This is a genomic window from Rhodopseudomonas parapalustris (genome assembly GCF_053772255.1).
Genome location: NZ_JAMKBZ010000041.1, coordinates 1 through 16,594, shown reverse-complemented (window position 1 = coordinate 16,594; position 16,594 = coordinate 1). Strand labels below are relative to the sequence as shown.

The following is a 16,594-nucleotide window of genomic DNA, read 5'->3' as shown; positions in this document are numbered from 1 at the left end:
TGTCTGCTCTCTCAGCCCCACAACGCGCACCGACCTCACCTCTCCCCGCGCGCGGGGAGAGGTCGGATCGCATCGCCAGATGCGATCCGGGTGAGAGGGCGCCTCCACGCGGCCGAGCCGCTCTGACTCGCGGACACGCCCCCTCACCCCAGCCCTCTCCCCGCGCGCGGGGAGAGGGAGCGCGCCGTGCCCGACTGCGGAGCCCGACATGACCGACAACGTCCTCGAAATCGACAATCTCGTCGTCCGTCTCGGCAAGAGCGGTCACGGCGACAAGGTGATCGACGGCATCTCGCTCACGGTCGGAGCAGGTGAAACGATGTGCCTGGTCGGCGAAAGCGGTTCGGGCAAATCGGTGACGTCGCTCGCCACCATGGGGCTGCTGCCGAAGGGTTCGCTGTACGCCAGCGGCGGCGAAATCCGGCTCACCGGCGAGAACGTGCTGGCCGCCAGCGAGCGCCGGCTGCGCCAGCTCCGGGCCTCGCGGATGGCGATGATCTTTCAGGAGCCGATGACCGCGCTCAATCCAGTGGTGCCGGTCGGTAAGCAGATCGACGAGGTGCTGCGCTTCCACACCGATCTGCCGTCGCGCGAGCGCCGCCGTCGCATCCTCGACATGATGGAGCAGGTTCGGCTGCCCGAGGTGGAGCGGATCTTCGCGTCCTATCCGCACCGCCTGTCCGGCGGCCAGCGCCAGCGCATCATGATCGCGATGGCGCTGGTGCTCGAGCCCAAGCTGCTGATCGCCGACGAGCCGACCACCGCGCTCGACGTCACCACGCAGAAGCAGATCCTGACCTTGATCCGCGAATTGCAGCAGGTGCACGGCACCGCGGTGCTGTTCATCACCCACGACATGGGAGTGGTCGCCGAGATCGCCGACCGCGTCGCGGTGATGCGCCACGGCCGGCTGGTCGAAACCGGTCAGCTCGACGCGGTGCTGCGCCGCCCGCAGATGGACTACACCCGCAACCTGCTGTCGGCGGTGCCGAGTCTGGTACCGCGCGCCCCGCGTGCGCCGCAGGCGTTGTCGGTGGTGCTCGAAGCCAACGAACTCGGCAAGGTCTATCGCGAGCGCTCGTTGCTCGGCCGCCAGCGCGAAGTGGTCGCGGCGCAGAACGTCACGCTGACGCTGCACAAGGGCCGCACCCTGGGCATCGTCGGTGAAAGCGGTTCGGGCAAATCGACGGTCGCGCGCTGCATCGTCCGCCTGATCGATCCGACCTCCGGCGGCATCCGGCTCGCCGGGCGGGAGATCTCCGAGCTGTCGCGGCGGCTGCTACGGCCGCACCGCAAGAAGATCCAGATCGTGTTCCAGGATCCCTATCGATCGCTCAATCCGCGCATCAGCGTCGGCGATAGCATCGCCGAAGGGCCGATCAATTACGGCATGCCGCGCGCCCAGGCGCTGGAGAAAGCACGGCAACTGCTCGAACTGGTGCATCTGCCACCCGACGCGATCGATCGCTTCCCGCACCAATTCTCCGGCGGCCAGCGCCAGCGCATCGCGATCGCCCGCGCGCTGGCGCTCGATCCCGACGTGCTGGTCGCCGACGAGGCGGTGTCGGCTCTCGACGTCTCGGTACAGGCGCAGGTGCTGAAGCTGCTCGACGAGATCCAGACCCGGCTCGGCATCGCGCTCTTGTTCATCACCCACGACCTTCGCGTCGCCGCGCAGATCTGCGACGACGTCGCGGTGATGGAGAAGGGCCGCGTCGTCGAACAAGGCCCCGCGGCCGAGGTGCTGACCCATCCGAAACAAGCCTATACCCGCCAACTGCTCGAAGCCGCTCCCGGCCGCGACTGGGACTTCGCCAATTTCCGTCCCGTCCACGAAGCGCCGCAGGCGGCGGTGAGTTGATCATCCCCTCCCCACTGTCATTCCGGGGCGCTCACGCAGTGAGCGAACCCGGAATCCCGAGATGACCTGAACCTCTGGATTCCGGGTTCGCGCTGCGCGCGCCCCGGAATGACGCATCAAGAGAAACAACCATGACCCGCATCGCCGTCGGCTGCTTCCTGCACGAAACCAACACGTTTGCGCCCACCAAGGCGACCTGGGAGGCGTTCGTGCACGGTGGCGGGTGGCCGGCGATGACGATCGGCCCCGATGTGCTGAAGGTGATGCGTGGCATCAATGTCGGGCTCGCCGGCTTCGTGGACGCGGCCGAAGCCAAAGGCTGGGAGCTGATTCCGACGATCGCCTGCGGCGCCAGCCCATCGGCGCACGTCACCGAGGATGCGTTCGAGCGCGTCGTGACGATCATGATCGGCAGCATCAAGGCGGCGGGCCAACTCGATGCAGTCTATCTCGACCTGCACGGCGCCATGGTCACCGAACATCTCGACGATGGCGAAGGCGAAATCCTGGCGCGGGTCCGCGAGGTGATCGGCCCGGACCTGCCGCTGGTGGTCAGCCTCGATCTGCACGCCAACGTCACGCCGCGGATGATCGAACATGCGGATGCGCTGATCGCCTATCGCACCTATCCGCACGTCGATATGGCCGACACCGGCCGCGCCTCCGCCGAGCATCTCGCGCTGCTGCTGTCGACCGGCCGGAAGTTCGCCAAGGCGTTTCGGCAGTTGCCGTTCCTGATCCCGATCTCGTGGCAGTGCACGTTCGACCAGCCGACCAAAGGCATCTACGACAAACTCGCGGCGATGCAGAGCGAAGCGGTGCCGACGCTATCGTTTGCGCCGGGCTTTCCGGCTGCGGACTTCCCCGACTGCGGCGCATCCGTCTTCGCCTATGGCCGCACCCAGGCCGATGCCGATGCGGCGGCAGATGCGGTGGCGGCACTGGTGACCGGCCACGAGGACGATTTCGACGGCAAGATCTACACGCCCGACGAAGGCGTGAAGTACGCGATCGAACTGGCGCGCTCCGCAGCGAAGCCGATCATCATCGCCGATACCCAGGACAATCCCGGTGCCGGCGGAGATTCCGACACCACCGGCATGCTGCGCGCGCTGGTGCGCAACAACGCGAAGGGTGCCGCGATCGGCGTGATCTTCGATCCCGACGCCGCCAAGGCCGCACATGCGGCAGGCGTCGGCGCGATGATCTCGCTGGCGCTCGGCGGCAAGTCGGGCATTCCCGGAGACGCGCCGTTCGAAGAGATCTTCGTTGTCGAGCAGCTTTCAGACGGCCGCTTCATCGCACCCGGCCCATATTTCGGCGGACGCGAGATGGAAATGGGCCCGTCGGCATGCCTGCGGATCGGCGGCGTGCGCGTGGTGGTCGCCTCGCACAAGGCACAGCTCGCCGATCAGGCGATGTACCGTTATGTCGGCATCGAACCGACCGCGCAGGCGATCCTGGTGGTGAAGAGCTCGGTACATTTCCGCGCCGATTTTCAATCGATCGCCGAGCGGCTGTTGATCTGCGCCGCGCCGGGCGCAATGCCCGCCGACACCGCAGCGCTGCCCTGGAAGCGACTGCGACCGGGTGTCCGTGTCAAGCCGAATGGACAACCGTTCGCAGCAACGAACTAACAACTCGTCGACATACTGACGTCAATCGGCGCTGACGCTGCGCCCTCGTTATCGCACCAGCCGGCGATGGGATTATCATGCGCTGACGAGTCGATCGTTACGCGCTTACATGTACGTGACTACCATTCTTCTGCGCGACTCGTGAGAAGCACGCGAAACGTGGAACCTTCGCGGTTTGACGCGATTGGCTCGACAGTTCGCTCAAATCGAAGAGAGGTCGCAATGCCGTTGGTCAGCGGGCAAGCAATCGACACAGTTGCCATCGGGCAGCACCATGCACGCGGAAGCCTCGCCAATCCGGTGGCCGGCACGCGCACCGACATCACCAGCGTCGTCGGCCGGTTCGCCGTCTATGCGGACGGCACCGCGCGAGCCGATGGCGACACCACGCCGCTGCTGCTGATCCACAGCATCAACGCCGCCGGCTCGGCCTACGAGGTCAAGCCGCTGTACGACTACTACGCGCAGTCTCGCTCGGTCTACGCGATCGACCTTCCGGGATTCGGGCAGTCCGATCGCGACGACCGCGAATACACCGCGCGGATGATGACCGACGCTGTTCACGCTGCCGTCGAACAGATCCGGCGCCTGCACGGCGAGCAGCCGATCGACGCGCTGGCGCTGTCGCTCGGCAGCGAATTCCTCGCCCGCGCCGCCACCGAGACTCCGCAGGCGTTTCGCTCGCTGGGTTTCATCAGTCCGACCGGCTTCGAAGGACGGGCCCGCGACGCGCGCACGCCCGGCACCCGCGGCCGCTCCTGGATCATCGACCTGTTGCGGGTCAAGCTGTGGGACCGCGGCTTCTTCAAGATGCTCACGGCCCGGCCGGTGATCCGCAAATTCCTGGAGAAGGCGTGGGGCTCGAAGGACATCGACGAGCCGATGGTGGAGTACGACTACGCCACCACGCATCAGCCCGGAGCGCGCCACGCGCCGTATTACTTCGTCGCCGGCTTCATGTTCAGCACCGACATCCTGAATATCTATGAGCAGCTCCGGTTGCCGGTGTGGATGGCACACGGCGTGCGCGGCGATTTCATCGACTACCGTCACAAGAGCCGCGTCGCCGGCCGTTCGAACTGGACCATCGTGCAGTTCGATACCGGCGCGTTCCCTCACTTCGAGGCGCTGGATCGAGTGGTATCTTCATACGGACAATTCATCGCCAAGCTGCCGACAGGCGACATCGGCAAGCCGACGCTCGCACAATCGGCGTAGGGTCTCCGCGAATGCACGAGGCAACTCCACCAACCATGCACGATCAACAATAGCGTGAGTTGCCTTCGCTTCGCAGTTGAAGAAACTAGCCTGACGCGATCGATTTGAGCGCGTGACTCGCGGCGTAGCCAGCCTTCAAGGCTACGCCGCGAGGACTTCAGTTGCGGAGGTTGCTGACGGAATGAACTACGCACAACTTCTGACCGGGTCGGACGGATCCGAAATCGCGACGGCGCCGCCGCTGACGCATCACGAAATCCTCTCGCTGGTGCAGCCGTTCACGCGGCGCGGCTATCAGGTCGATCTCGCCGCCAGCGACCGCATCGCGCGGAGGCTGATCTTCAAGCCGGTGATGCACGACGAGGCCGGACGCGGCGGCATCGATGCGAGGGAGCTGCTGCAACTCGACAGCTCTCATCCCGGCCAGCATCTGCTGACCCGGACATTGACGCTGCAAAACGGCCTCACGGCAACGATCGAGACCCAGGGCGAGGATATCGAGTCTCTGCTGCAGAGGATCGAGCCGGTGCTGCCGCAGCAGCAATTCAGGACCGTCGAAGGCACGATCGTCGCGCTGAGCTACCGTCTCACCGCAGGCAGGACACCGCAGCCCGGCGGCGCCACGGCGCAGCGCGAGTTGCTGCGCGGCGAAGCGGAGATCGCCGGCTTCCGCGTGCTGCTGCGCGCCGCGCAGGTGCGCGGCTATCCGGCCGAGATCGACATCACCCCGCGCACGCCCGGCGTGGCGCTGCCGGAGGATCTGCTGGCGATGATCGGCTGGGCGTGGTCGCCGCTGCGCAAGAGCAAGGCCGGCTTCACCGGCAAGATCAAGGTGCGCGGCCAGGAGCCTGAGCGGAGCCGCCGCGTCGAAGCCGCGCTGGAAACGACCGTGGCGCATCTCGCCCGCACGCTGACGCGGCCGCCGGCCGCTTACTACGAGACGCTGCGCGGCGCGCGCTGGAAGGTGACGTTCCGTCGTTCGATCCCGACGCTGTTCTTCGGCGGCCTGATCGCCGGTGCCGCCAGCCTGACGTTGATCGACGTGCCGCAGGACTCGATCTTCAACCTGCTGCTGATGGGCGCGCCGCCGCTGCTGATGTTCGGCGCGTTCGGGATGCGCGAGACGCCGTCTTTGGAAATCCCGCCGCTGCCGCGGCGCTGGAAGGCGACATGGCTGCCGGAGACCGAGCCGGCGCGATCGCAGATGGATGCCCAGACGACCTGACGAACGAGGACACGATCGATGCACGGCAACCCGATGAACATCCCCCCGGTCTCGATCGCCGCCGCCAAGGCCGCGCTGATCGAGCAATATGCCGAGCCGACGCTGCGGCGGCGCGCATCGATGCTGTGGGGGACGCGCGGGGTCGGCAAGTCGTCGATCGTCCGCCAGGTCGCGGCGCATTATCAGGTGCCGCTGATCGATCTGCGGCTGACCACGATCGAACCGGTCGACATCCGCGGCGCGATCTATGCCGACGAGAACCTCGCTAAGACGGTGTGGTTTCCGCCGGAGTTCCTGCCGTCGCACGATCAGCCCGAGGGCGTGCTGTTTCTCGACGAGCTCACCGCGGCCGATCAACGGCTGCAGATCTCGGCCTATTCGCTGATCCTCGATCGCCGCGTCGGCAATTATCACCTGCCCGATGGTTGGCAGGTGGTCGCCGCCGGCAACGCCAGCTTCCACGGCGCGATCAGCCACGACATGGGCACGGCGCTCGCCGACCGCATGTTCCACTTCAACGTCCAGACTGCGATCGACGCCTTCCTCGGCCACGCGATCACCCACGACTTCGCGCCGGAGGTGATGGCGTATTTGAAGATCCGCCCCGACAAGCTCGACGACACCCAGGCGCAGCTCGCCGGCGATCATCTGATCGGCGCCAGCCCGCGCGGCTGGGAGGACATCTCCAACGTGCTGAAATCCGGCCTGTCCGAGCACGCCAAGCGGCTGTTCGTGCAAGGGCGGATCGGCGCCGCGAATGCGGCGGAATTCTTCGGCGTGCTGCGCGAGATCCAGGCCGGCACCGACGTGCTGAAGCTGCTCGCCGCACGGCCGGGCCCGGAGACCGCCGCGCTGCTGCCGAAGTCGCTCGATGCGCTGTACGGCATGCTGTACGGCCTGCTGGCCGCGTGCACCGACAAGGAGACGCTGGCGCGAGCGCTGGAGATCATCGAGCAACTGCCCGAGGTCCGCAGCAGCGCACCGCTGCCGATCCGCGAAGCGCAGACGCTGGCGATGGAGCTGTTGATGCAGCGCGGACTCGAGAACGGCATCGAAGCCGCAATCCTCGACAGCCCGGTCTACGCCCGCTACGCCGACCGCCGGCAATTGGAAGCCGCCGATGCCTGAGCCGGGCGCGCTGTACAGCCACCGCGGCACGCGCGCGATCCAGCGCATAGTGGAGTTCGCACCGTCGACCGGTGGGCTGGCACTGTGGGTTCAGCACCGCGATCTGCCGGACGATACACCGGCAGAGACGCCCGCGGCGCTGACCGACGGCACCACGGTGTTTTACAGCGCAGCGTTCGAACGACTGCCGTTGCCCGATCAGGTCGGGCTCGTCGCACACGAGGTGCTGCACATCGCGCTGCGCCACTCGCAACGCTTCGTCGAGCTGCAACGCACGCAAGGCGACGTCGACCTCGAACTGTTCAACATCTGCGCCGACGCCATCGTCAATACGACGCTGGCGCATCTGAACTGGTTGCATCTGCCGGACAACGCCGTGATGCTCGAACAGATCTTGTTCAAGGCACTCGACCGCGAGCAGCAACCGGAATCAGCGCTGCTGGAATGGGACGTCGAGAAGCTGTATCGCGCGATCGACGACCGCGACCGTGACGGCACCAGCGGCAAGCAGAAGTCCGGCCGGAAATCGCAGCAAGGCTCAGAAGCGGACGCTTCGGGCTCCGGCGGCAAGGATCAGGCGCAGTCGCAATCCGGCACGTCAGAGCGCGAGACCGCACAGAGCAGCGACGGCGCCCGCTCCGCCAAGGTGCGGGCGCTCGGCGCCGGCGGCGCCCGCGATCTGGTGCCGAATCCGGAATCGCAATCGGTCCCCGAGCACGAGGCCGAACAGGCGCGGGAATGGAGCGAACGCATCCTGCGCGGCCATGCCGGCGACGGCGCGTTCTCGATGCTGCGCGCGCTGATCGCCGATCTGCCGCACAGCCGCACGCCGTGGGCGCAGGTGCTGCGGGTGCAGCTCGCGCGCGGCCTGGCGCGCAAGCCGGCGCTGACCTGGTCGCGCCCGACACGTTCCTACATCGCCAATCAGGGCCGCGCCGGCAATCATCGGATGCCGTTCGAGCCGGGCTTCAGCCCGACCAAGAACGAGCCGCGGCTGGCATTGATCATCGATGTTTCCGGCTCGATCGACGATCAGTTGATGCAACGCTTCGCGACCGAGATCGAGACCATCATCAGGCGCCAGGAAGCCGGCCTGGTATTGATCATCGGCGACGAGCGGGTGCGACAGGTCGAGGTCTTCGAGCCGGGCCGACGCTTCGTGCTCAGCGACATCGAATTTGCCGGTGGCGGCGGCACCAATTTCACGCCATTGCTCGCCGAGGCCGACCGGCACCAGCCCGACATCACCGTGGTGCTGACCGACCTCGAAGGCCCGGCGGAGTTCAAGCCGCGCTGGCCGGTGATCTGGGCCGTGCCACAAGAGCATTCCCACGCGGTGCAGCCGTTCGGCCGACTGCTGGCGCTGGACTGAGGACTTGCGGCGACGACGAGGAGACCGACGACATGCTGCAGGTGAGAGGCATCCCGACGACCTGGGACAACGTCGCGCCGATTCCGATGGAGTGCGACGCGCCGTTCCTCGCCATCAAGGGCGAGCTGCCGCGCGAGCTGAACGGCACGCTGTATCGCAACGGCGCCAATCCGCAATTCGTCTCGCCGAACGCGCATTGGTTCTTCGGCGACGGCATGCTGCACGCCTTCCATTTGGAGAACGGCCGCGCGTCGTATCGCAATCGCTGGGTGCGGACGCCGAAATGGCTCGCCGAGCACGCCGCCGGCAAGCCGCTGTACGGCGAATTCAACATGCGGCTGAAGGATGCGCCGGCCTCGACGCCGCGCGACGGCAACGTCGCCAATACCAACGTGGTGTATCACGCCGGCCGCCTGCTGGCGCTCGAGGAAGCGCATCAGCCGATGCAGATCGAGCGCGATACGCTGGAGACCCGCGGCTATTGCGACTACGGCGGGGCGCTGCAGGGGCCTTTCACCGCGCATCCGAAGATCGACCCGGTGACCGGCGAGATGCTGTTCTTCGGCTACAATGTCGGCCGGCCGCTCGGCCGCGGCATGATGCACGGCGCGATCGACGCCTCCGGCCGGCTGACGCGGCTGGAGCGCTTCAAGGCGCCGTACTCGGCGATGGTGCACGATTTCATCGTCACCGCGAAGCATATGCTGTTTCCGATCCTGCCGCTGACCGGCAGCATCTGGCGCGCGGTGCGCGGCAAGCCGCCTTACGCCTGGGAGCCACGCAAGGGCTCGTATGTCGGCGTGCTGCCGCGGAGCGGCAGCGTCCGCGACATCCGCTGGTTTCGCAGCGAGCCGTGCTTCGTGTTTCACGTCATGAACGCCTGGGACGAGGGCAACACCATCGTCGCCAACGTGATGCAGTCGGAAGCGCCGCCGTTCTTCACCGACACGAGCGGCCGGCCGACCGATCCGGACAAGGCGCGCGCCCGGCTGTGCCGCTGGACGTTCGATCTCGACGGACGTAGCGACAGCTTCCGCCGCGCCTATCTCGACGACATCAACGGCGAATTTCCGCGGATCGACGAACGCCGCGCCGGGCTGCGCAGCCATCACGGCTGGTACGCCTGCATGAATCCGGAAGCGCCGGACGTACTGTCCGGGCTGGTGCATGTCGGCGACGACGGCGAACGCCGCGGACGCTATTTCCTGCCGGTCGGCGACACCATCGGCGAGCCGGTGTTCGTGCCGCGCAGCAAGGAGTCCGACGAAGCCGACGGCTGGCTGCTCGCGGTGGTGTGGCGCGGCTGCGAAAACCGCAGCGACCTCGCCGTCTTCAACGCTGCCGACATTGCCGCCGGCCCGATTGCCCTGGTGCAACTCGGCCACCGTATCCCCGATGGCTTCCACGGCAACTGGGTGGCGGCGGACTGACGATTTGTCTCGGCCGCGGCGCCAGCGCAGCGGCTCATCGACCGCGATCTTTGTCCTTCAGAAGGCGGCGATAGTAGGTACTCCGATCGATCCCGAGCCGGCGCGCGGCGCGCGAGACATTTCCGCCGCTGGCCTCCAGCGCCGCCTGCAGGGCCGACCTTGTATGCTCCGCGAGCGACGTCACCGGCGGCACGGGGACGTGACTGTCGCAGGCACTGACCGCCGCGCCGATTTCGGCGGGAAGCGCCGAGACCTCGACCGGGTGTCCCGGCTCGCCGAGCACCAGAAGCGCCCGCAGCGTGCCGACCAATTGCCGGTAGTTGCCCGGCCAGTTGTAAGCGGCGAGCACGCGCTCGACCTCGGCCGACAGCTGGACGCCCGCCTCCTCGGCGCCGAGCTGGCGCCACAGCGTCCGCACCAAAGCGAGCCGATCCGGATGATGGCGCACCGGCGGCCGCTCGACGACGTATTGGGCGATGCGGAAGTACAAATCCTGGCGGAAGCTGCCGGCAGCCAGCAGCGAGCCGAGCGGCTGATGCGTGGCGCAGATCAGCGCGAAGTCCACCGGCACCGGACGTCCGCCGCCGAGCGGCGAGATCTGCTTGTCCTGCAGCACGCGGAGCAGCCGGCTCTGCAGCGACAGCGGCATGTCGCCGATCTCGTCGAGAAACAACACGCCCCCGTCGGCCTGGCGCAGCAGGCCAGGGGCGCCCTGCCGCCGCGCGCCGGTGAAGGCACCGGCCTCATAGCCGAACAGCTCCGACTCGATCAGCCCCTCGGGGAGCGCCGCACAATTCACCGGAACGAACGGCTTGCTACGCCGCGCACTCTCGGCGTGAACGCGGCGCGCGAAGACGTCCTTGCCCGATCCGGTCTCGCCGAGCAGCAACACCGGAATCCCGGCCTCGACCAGACGCACGGCGCGCGACAGCTGCGCCATCATCTCCGCATCGAGGATCGGCTCGACCTCGCCCGCTGGCGATGCCGGCGTCGGAGCCGCGACCGCTGCGGCGACCGGCGCACGGGAGCTGCGCCGCGGCGGCTCGATCAGCCGGCCCCACAGCCGCGTGCCGCGCGGGCCACGCAGCATTTGAATCTGCTCGGAGGGACGGACACCGGGCAGCAGCGTTTCGAGCCGTGCGAGGTCGAGTGCCGGCCAATCCAGATTCATCAGATCGAGACCGTGCCGGTTGGCACCGACCAATATGCCGTCCGCGAACGCTAGCACGCCCTCGCGCGGCGTGCCGAGCAGCGCCCGATCGGTGTGCAGCCGCAGCAAGGTGCAATGCTCGAAGCTCTCCGTGAAGAATCGGTGCTCGATCTGCTCGGCGGCGAGCCGCATCAGGCCGAGGGCGTGGACATGGCGGATCGCCGCGGGCCCGGTCATGTCGAGCGCGCCGGCGACCCTGCCGCGCGGATCGATCAGCGGCGCAGCCGCGCAGGCGAGAATCCGGTGCCGCTCGAAAAAGTGCTCGGCGCCGTGAACGGCGATCGGCTGGCGTTCGACCAGCGCCGTACCGATCGCATTGGTGCCGGTGTCGGCCTCGCTCCACGACACGCCGGGCCGCAGCGCAACTTGCGCAGCGCGTCCGGCGAACGCGCCGTCGCCGATCATGTCGAGCAAGACACCAGCCGCATCGGTGAGAATGACGACACTGCCGGTCAGGCGTGCGTCGCCCTGCAGTGCATTGAGCTCCGGCCGCGCGAGGCGGCCGAGCCGGTCATGGCGTTCGTGTAGTTCGCGCAGTTCGCGGGCGGTGGGGGGCTCGACCAGCGGTGAACGGCTGGCGTCCAGCCCTTGGCCGGCGCAGCGTTGCCACGACCGCAGGATCGGAGCGGCGAGCATTCCGTCGACGGAGCGCCCCTCTCCGAAGAATCGGCGGCGCGCAGTGACGACGGCATCACGGTTTGATGCTATTGACATGAGCGGATCCTCGGAGTGTTGGATTCTGCAACAGGTGTTGCGCCCAACTGCTGCGATTATCACACGCAGCCGGAGGTGCTGTCCAGAGATCACCACCTGTGCCGGCCCCACCCGATCTAGAATCCTCCCAGCCTTTTCAACGAACTGATCAGTTCGCAGCGCAATCGCCGCTGACTGCGCGACGCTTGGCACAGGTTGTGCGTAGTTCCGCCCGCTTCAACACAATGGGAGGAAGCCATGAACCTCATCACAACGATGCATCCGGACGCCAGCACCGTATTCAAAACCCGCTATGGCAACTTTATCGGCGGCCGCTGGGTGGAACCGATCGATGGACGGTACTTCGACAACACGACGCCGATCACTGGCGCAAAACTCACTGAAATCGCGCGCTCGCAGAAGGAAGACGTCGAACTCGCGCTCGATGCAGCGCACGCGGCCAGTTCCGACTGGGCCAAGACCACAACGACAGAACGGTCACTCATTCTCAATCGCATCGCCGATCGAATGGAAGCTAATCTCGATCTCTTGGCGATCGCCGAGACGCTGGACAATGGCAAGCCGATCCGCGAGACGCGAGCTGCCGATCTGCCGCTGGCGATCGATCACTTCCGCTATTTCGCAGGAGCGCTGCGCGCGCAGGAGGGCTCGATCTCGGAGATCGATCACGACACGATTGCGTATCATTTTCATGAGCCGCTCGGCGTCGTCGGTCAGATCATTCCCTGGAACTTTCCGCTGCTGATGGCCGCCTGGAAGCTGGCGCCCGCGCTCGCCGCCGGCAACTGCGTGGTGCTCAAGCCCGCCGAGCAGACCCCGGCCTCGATCCTGGTGTGGGCCGAGCTGGTCGGCGATCTGTTGCCACCCGGCGTCCTCAACATCGTCAACGGCTTCGGCGTCGAAGCCGGCAAGCCGCTGGCCTCGAGCCCGCGCATCGCCAAGATCGCCTTCACCGGCGAGACCTCGACCGGCCGACTGATCATGCAATACGCCAGCGAGAACCTGGTGCCGGTGTCGCTCGAACTCGGCGGCAAGTCGCCGAACATCTTCTTCAGCGATGTCGCCGCCGAGGACGATCCGTTCTTCGACAAGGCGATCGAAGGCTTCGTGATGTTCGCGCTCAACCAGGGCGAAGTGTGTACCTGCCCGAGCCGCGCGCTGGTGCAGGAGTCGATTTACGAGCGCTTCATGGAGCGGGCACTCGCCCGCGTCGCCGCAATTCGCCAAGGCGACCCGCGCGATCCGGCGACGATGATCGGCGCGCAGGCATCCCAGGAACAGCTCGAGAAGATCCTGTCCTACATCGACATCGGCCGCCAGGAAGGCGCCGAGTTGCTCGCAGGCGGCGCCCGCGCCGAGCTGCCGGGCGATCTCGCCGGCGGTTACTACGTGCATCCGACCGTGTTCCGCGGCCACAACCAGATGCGGATCTTCCAGGAGGAGATCTTCGGCCCCGTGGTGTCGGTCACCACCTTCAAGGACGAGGCCGAAGCGCTCGCGATCGCCAACGACACCCAGTACGGCCTCGGCGCCGGCGTCTGGACCCGCGACGGCACCCGCGCCTATCGGTTCGGGCGCGCGATCGCGGCGGGCCGGGTGTGGACCAACTGCTACCACGCCTATCCGGCGCACGCCGCCTTCGGCGGCTACAAGCAGTCCGGCATCGGCCGCGAGACCCACAAGATGATGCTTGATCACTATCAGCACACCAAGAACCTGCTGGTGAGCTACGGCACCGGCCCGCTCGGGTTCTTCTGACGCAATAGCTACTTCATCGGCCAGCGCTCAGCACTTGGCCGCAGCCATACCGGGCGACGTCTCGCGCGCCGCCCGGGCAGCGGGGCCTTGCCCTGCGAATCCGAGCGTGTCCGCTCCGGCGGATCGCCGGTCGGACTGCTCATCGACCACCGACCAACAACAAACGCATGGAAGGAAGCACCAATGACCGCAACGACCTTTTTCATCCCCTCTCTCAACCTGTTCGGCGCCGGCTGCGTGTCGAGCGCCGCAGACCACGCCAAGGCCCGCGGCTTCAAGCGCGCGCTGATCGTCACCGACAGCGGGCTGCACAAGCTCGGCGTCGCCGACCAGATCGCCTCGATGCTGATCGAGCGCAACGTCACCAGCGTAGTGTTCCCCGGCGCCAAGCCGAACCCGACGATCAAGAACGTCGAGGACGGGCTCGCGCTGCTGAAGCAGGAAAACTGCGACTGCGTGATCTCGCTCGGCGGCGGCTCGGCGCACGACTGCGCCAAGGGCATCGCGCTCACCGCCACCAATGGCGGCAGCATCAAGGACTACGAAGGCGTCGACAAGTCGGAGCACGCGCAGCTTCCGCTGATCGCCGTCAACACTACCGCCGGCACGGCGAGCGAAATGACGCGTTTCTGCATCATCACCGACGAGGCGCGTCAGGTGAAGATGGCGATCGTCGATCGCCACACCACGCCGCTGCTGTCGGTCAACGATCCGGTGTTGATGCTCGGCAAACCGCCGGCGCTGACCGCCGCCACCGGCATGGACGCGCTGACGCACGCGATCGAGGCCTATGTGTCGATCGCCGCCACGCCGATCACCGACGCCTGCGCGCTGAAGGCGATGTCGATCATCTCCAACAGTCTGCGCACCGTCGTCGCCGAGGGCCAGAACCTCGTCGCCCGCGAGGCGATGTCGTATGCGGGCTTCCTCGCCGGCATGGCCTTCAACAACGCCTCGCTGGGCTACGTGCATGCGATGGCGCATCAGCTCGGCGGCTTCTACGACCTGCCGCACGGCGTCTGCAATGCGGTGCTGCTGCCGCATGTGCAGGCCTACAACGCCCAGGTAGCGGCGGGACGGCTGAAGGATGTCGCCCACGCGCTCGGCGTCGACGTCACCGGCCTCACCGACGCGCAGGGCGCCGATGCCGCCATTCACGCAATCCAGCGGCTGTCGACCGATGTCGGCATCCCGTCCGGGCTCGGCGGGCTCGGCATGAAGGAAACCGACGTGCCGGTCCTCGCCGCCAACGCGCTGAAGGATGCGTGCGGCTTCACCAATCCGAAGCAGGCGACGCAGTCCGAGATCGAGACGATCTTCCGCGCCGCGGCCTGACGGCATTCCGGGGCGCTCGCGCGGAGCGGCCCCGGAATTCATCACCACGACGGCGGCTGTTCCTTCGGCAAGACTGCCGTGGTTAAGACGCGACCAGAGGGGCAATGGATTTCGGGTTCGCGAGCTTTGCTCGCGGCCCGGAATGACAAGGGTGCCCTCACCGCCCCCACCGATCCTGCCAGACCTTCTCGCCGATCAGGCACGACACCCGTGCCGGGCGCTGCTCTTCGGCGATCGGAACAATGCGGGCCGGCGGGACGTGGCCGGCGACCTCCATCACGAGTTTGGTGTGGATCGCTTCCTTGAACTTGGCGCGGTCCTTGATCGTCACCACGAACGCGCCGGGACCGCCGATCACGCAGTCCTCATAGTAGTAATCCAGATTCTCGATATCCATCATCGAGTAGGACGGCTCCTTCACCATGATCGGCAGACCGTTGATGATGACGCCCTTGGCGACCGCGGCGTCGCGCGCGATCGTCACCGGCTCACCGTTGTTGTTCGGCCCGTCGCCGGAGATGTCGATCACCCGGCGCAGCCCGTGATACGGGTTCTGCTCGAACAGCGGCAGCGCGAAATTGATCGCACCGGAGATCGAGGTGCGCGAAGCGCGGCGCAGCGGCGCCTTCATGATCTCTGCCGCGACCGCATCGGCCGATTCCGGTCCGTCGATGATCTGCCACGGCAGAATGATCTTCTGATCGCTGGAGGCGGCCCACTCGAAATACGTCACCGCGATTCGTCCGTTGGGGCCGGTCTTCAGAGTTTTGAGGAACTCGCTGGACATCAACGCCTGGGCATAGCCTTCGCGTTGCACTGCGAGTTCATCGACGTCCATCGAGTAGGAGACGTCCACTGCCAGCACCAGTTCGACGTCGACCTGCTTGGCTTCGTCGCGGCCCGCTGCAGATTGCGGCGGCTGACGGGGCGCGGCCACAGCGGCGACGCCAGCGGCGGCTGCGACGGCGAGCATGCTTCCGATCGAGACCCACCAGCGCATCAGCAGCCCTCCGGTCGACCAACCACGATCGTGACATGCAACTGACGTGACGGAAAGCAGGCGGGCCGGTTCCATCCCGATCACTTTCCAGTCACCGGCGATCATGGTTCGTGATCGGGCGGCTGCCGGTTTCACCGCTGGCGCCGACGCTGTACAATGCCGCCCGCAATTACTTCACCGGCGAGCAACGGGTCAGACAGCGAATGAGCAACACCGACCTGAAGCCGAAGACCAAGGCCAAAATCAAGGTCGAGCGGCCGAAGCTGCACAAGGTGATCCTGGTCAACGACGACTACACGCCGCGCGACTTCGTGGTCTCGGTGCTGAAGGCCGAGTTCCGGATGACCGAGGATCAGGCCTACAAAGTCATGCTCACCGCGCATCAGCGCGGCGTCTGCGTCGTCGGCGTGTTCACCAAGGACGTCGCCGAAACCAAGGCCACTCGCGCCACCGACGCCGGCCGCGCCAAGGGTTACCCGCTGCTGTTTACGACCGAACCGGAGGAGTAGTGCCCTCCGCGGGATTTCACCTCTCCCCGCGTGCGGGGAGAGGTCGACCCGACGGAGCGAAGCGACGACGGGTCGGGTGAGGGGGCGTCTCAACACGGCCGAGCCTCTCGGCCTTGCAGAAACGCCCCCTCACCCCAGCCCTCTCCCCGCAAGCGGGGCGAGGGAGCCTCTTCACTCGTGCGGCAGCACTGTGCGCA

The 16,594-nt window shown here is 66.7% G+C and carries 12 protein-coding genes; 10 read left to right on the top strand and 2 right to left on the bottom strand.

All coding sequences use genetic code 11. From position 1 onward, the window contains the following. Nucleotides 1-208: 208 nt before the first annotated feature. The 7 genes from M9H71_RS23310 to M9H71_RS23280 all read left to right on the top strand — a co-directional run bounded on the left by M9H71_RS23310 (nt 209) and on the right by M9H71_RS23280 (nt 9,871). Nucleotides 209-1,861: an ABC transporter ATP-binding protein gene (locus M9H71_RS23310; RefSeq protein WP_455407244.1), complete on the top strand. Its 1,653-nt coding sequence runs from the start codon at nt 209-211 to the stop codon at nt 1,859-1,861. 131 nt (nt 1,862-1,992) lie between these two features. Next, entirely contained in the window at nt 1,993-3,498 is a 1,506-nt protein-coding gene (locus M9H71_RS23305; RefSeq protein WP_455407243.1) for a M81 family metallopeptidase, read from the top strand. Between the two features lie 222 nt (nt 3,499-3,720). Further along, entirely contained in the window at nt 3,721-4,716 is a 996-nt protein-coding gene (locus M9H71_RS23300) for an alpha/beta fold hydrolase (protein ID WP_455407242.1), read from the top strand. A gap of 181 nt (nt 4,717-4,897) precedes the next feature. After that, nucleotides 4,898-5,941: a hypothetical protein gene (locus tag M9H71_RS23295; RefSeq protein WP_455407241.1), complete on the top strand. Its 1,044-nt coding sequence runs from the start codon at nt 4,898-4,900 to the stop codon at nt 5,939-5,941. Between the two features lie 18 nt (nt 5,942-5,959). Next, nucleotides 5,960-7,069 (top strand): AAA family ATPase, encoded by a 1,110-nt coding sequence (locus M9H71_RS23290; protein WP_455407240.1) that lies wholly within the window; start codon nt 5,960-5,962, stop codon nt 7,067-7,069. Continuing rightward, the gene (locus M9H71_RS23285) at nt 7,062-8,441 is read left to right on the top strand and encodes a vWA domain-containing protein (protein WP_455407239.1); all 1,380 of its coding nucleotides are present in this window, start codon (nt 7,062-7,064) and stop codon (nt 8,439-8,441) included. The genes M9H71_RS23290 and M9H71_RS23285 overlap by 8 nt, the downstream gene beginning before the upstream one ends. 32 nt (nt 8,442-8,473) lie before the next feature. Next, nucleotides 8,474-9,871, top strand: coding sequence for a carotenoid oxygenase family protein (locus tag M9H71_RS23280; protein WP_455407238.1), 1,398 nt, complete (start codon nt 8,474-8,476; stop codon nt 9,869-9,871). A 34-nt stretch (nt 9,872-9,905) separates the two neighbouring features. Here the strand turns inward: M9H71_RS23280 and M9H71_RS23275 are convergent, their stop codons facing one another. After that, nucleotides 9,906-11,795: a sigma-54-dependent Fis family transcriptional regulator gene (locus M9H71_RS23275; protein ID WP_455407237.1), complete on the bottom strand. Its 1,890-nt coding sequence runs from the start codon at nt 11,793-11,795 to the stop codon at nt 9,906-9,908. Between the two features lie 255 nt (nt 11,796-12,050). Here M9H71_RS23275 and adh point away from each other — a divergent pair, with 255 nt between their 5' ends. Next, complete coding sequence (gene adh, locus M9H71_RS23270; protein ID WP_455407262.1) at nt 12,051-13,553, top strand: aldehyde dehydrogenase; 1,503 nt, start codon at nt 12,051-12,053, stop codon at nt 13,551-13,553. A gap of 183 nt (nt 13,554-13,736) precedes the next feature. Then, complete coding sequence (gene yiaY, locus M9H71_RS23265) at nt 13,737-14,888, top strand: L-threonine dehydrogenase (RefSeq protein ID WP_455407236.1); 1,152 nt, start codon at nt 13,737-13,739, stop codon at nt 14,886-14,888. 157 nt (nt 14,889-15,045) lie between these two features. Here yiaY and M9H71_RS23260 read toward each other — a convergent pair whose 3' ends face one another. Beyond that, nucleotides 15,046-15,888 (bottom strand): DUF1194 domain-containing protein, encoded by an 843-nt coding sequence (locus tag M9H71_RS23260; protein ID WP_455407235.1) that lies wholly within the window; start codon nt 15,886-15,888, stop codon nt 15,046-15,048. Nucleotides 15,889-16,091: 203 nt separating this feature from the next. Between M9H71_RS23260 and clpS the strand changes: the two genes are divergently transcribed. Next, nucleotides 16,092-16,397, top strand: coding sequence for an ATP-dependent Clp protease adapter ClpS (gene clpS, locus M9H71_RS23255; protein ID WP_455407261.1), 306 nt, complete (start codon nt 16,092-16,094; stop codon nt 16,395-16,397). Nucleotides 16,398-16,594 lie beyond the last annotated feature (197 nt).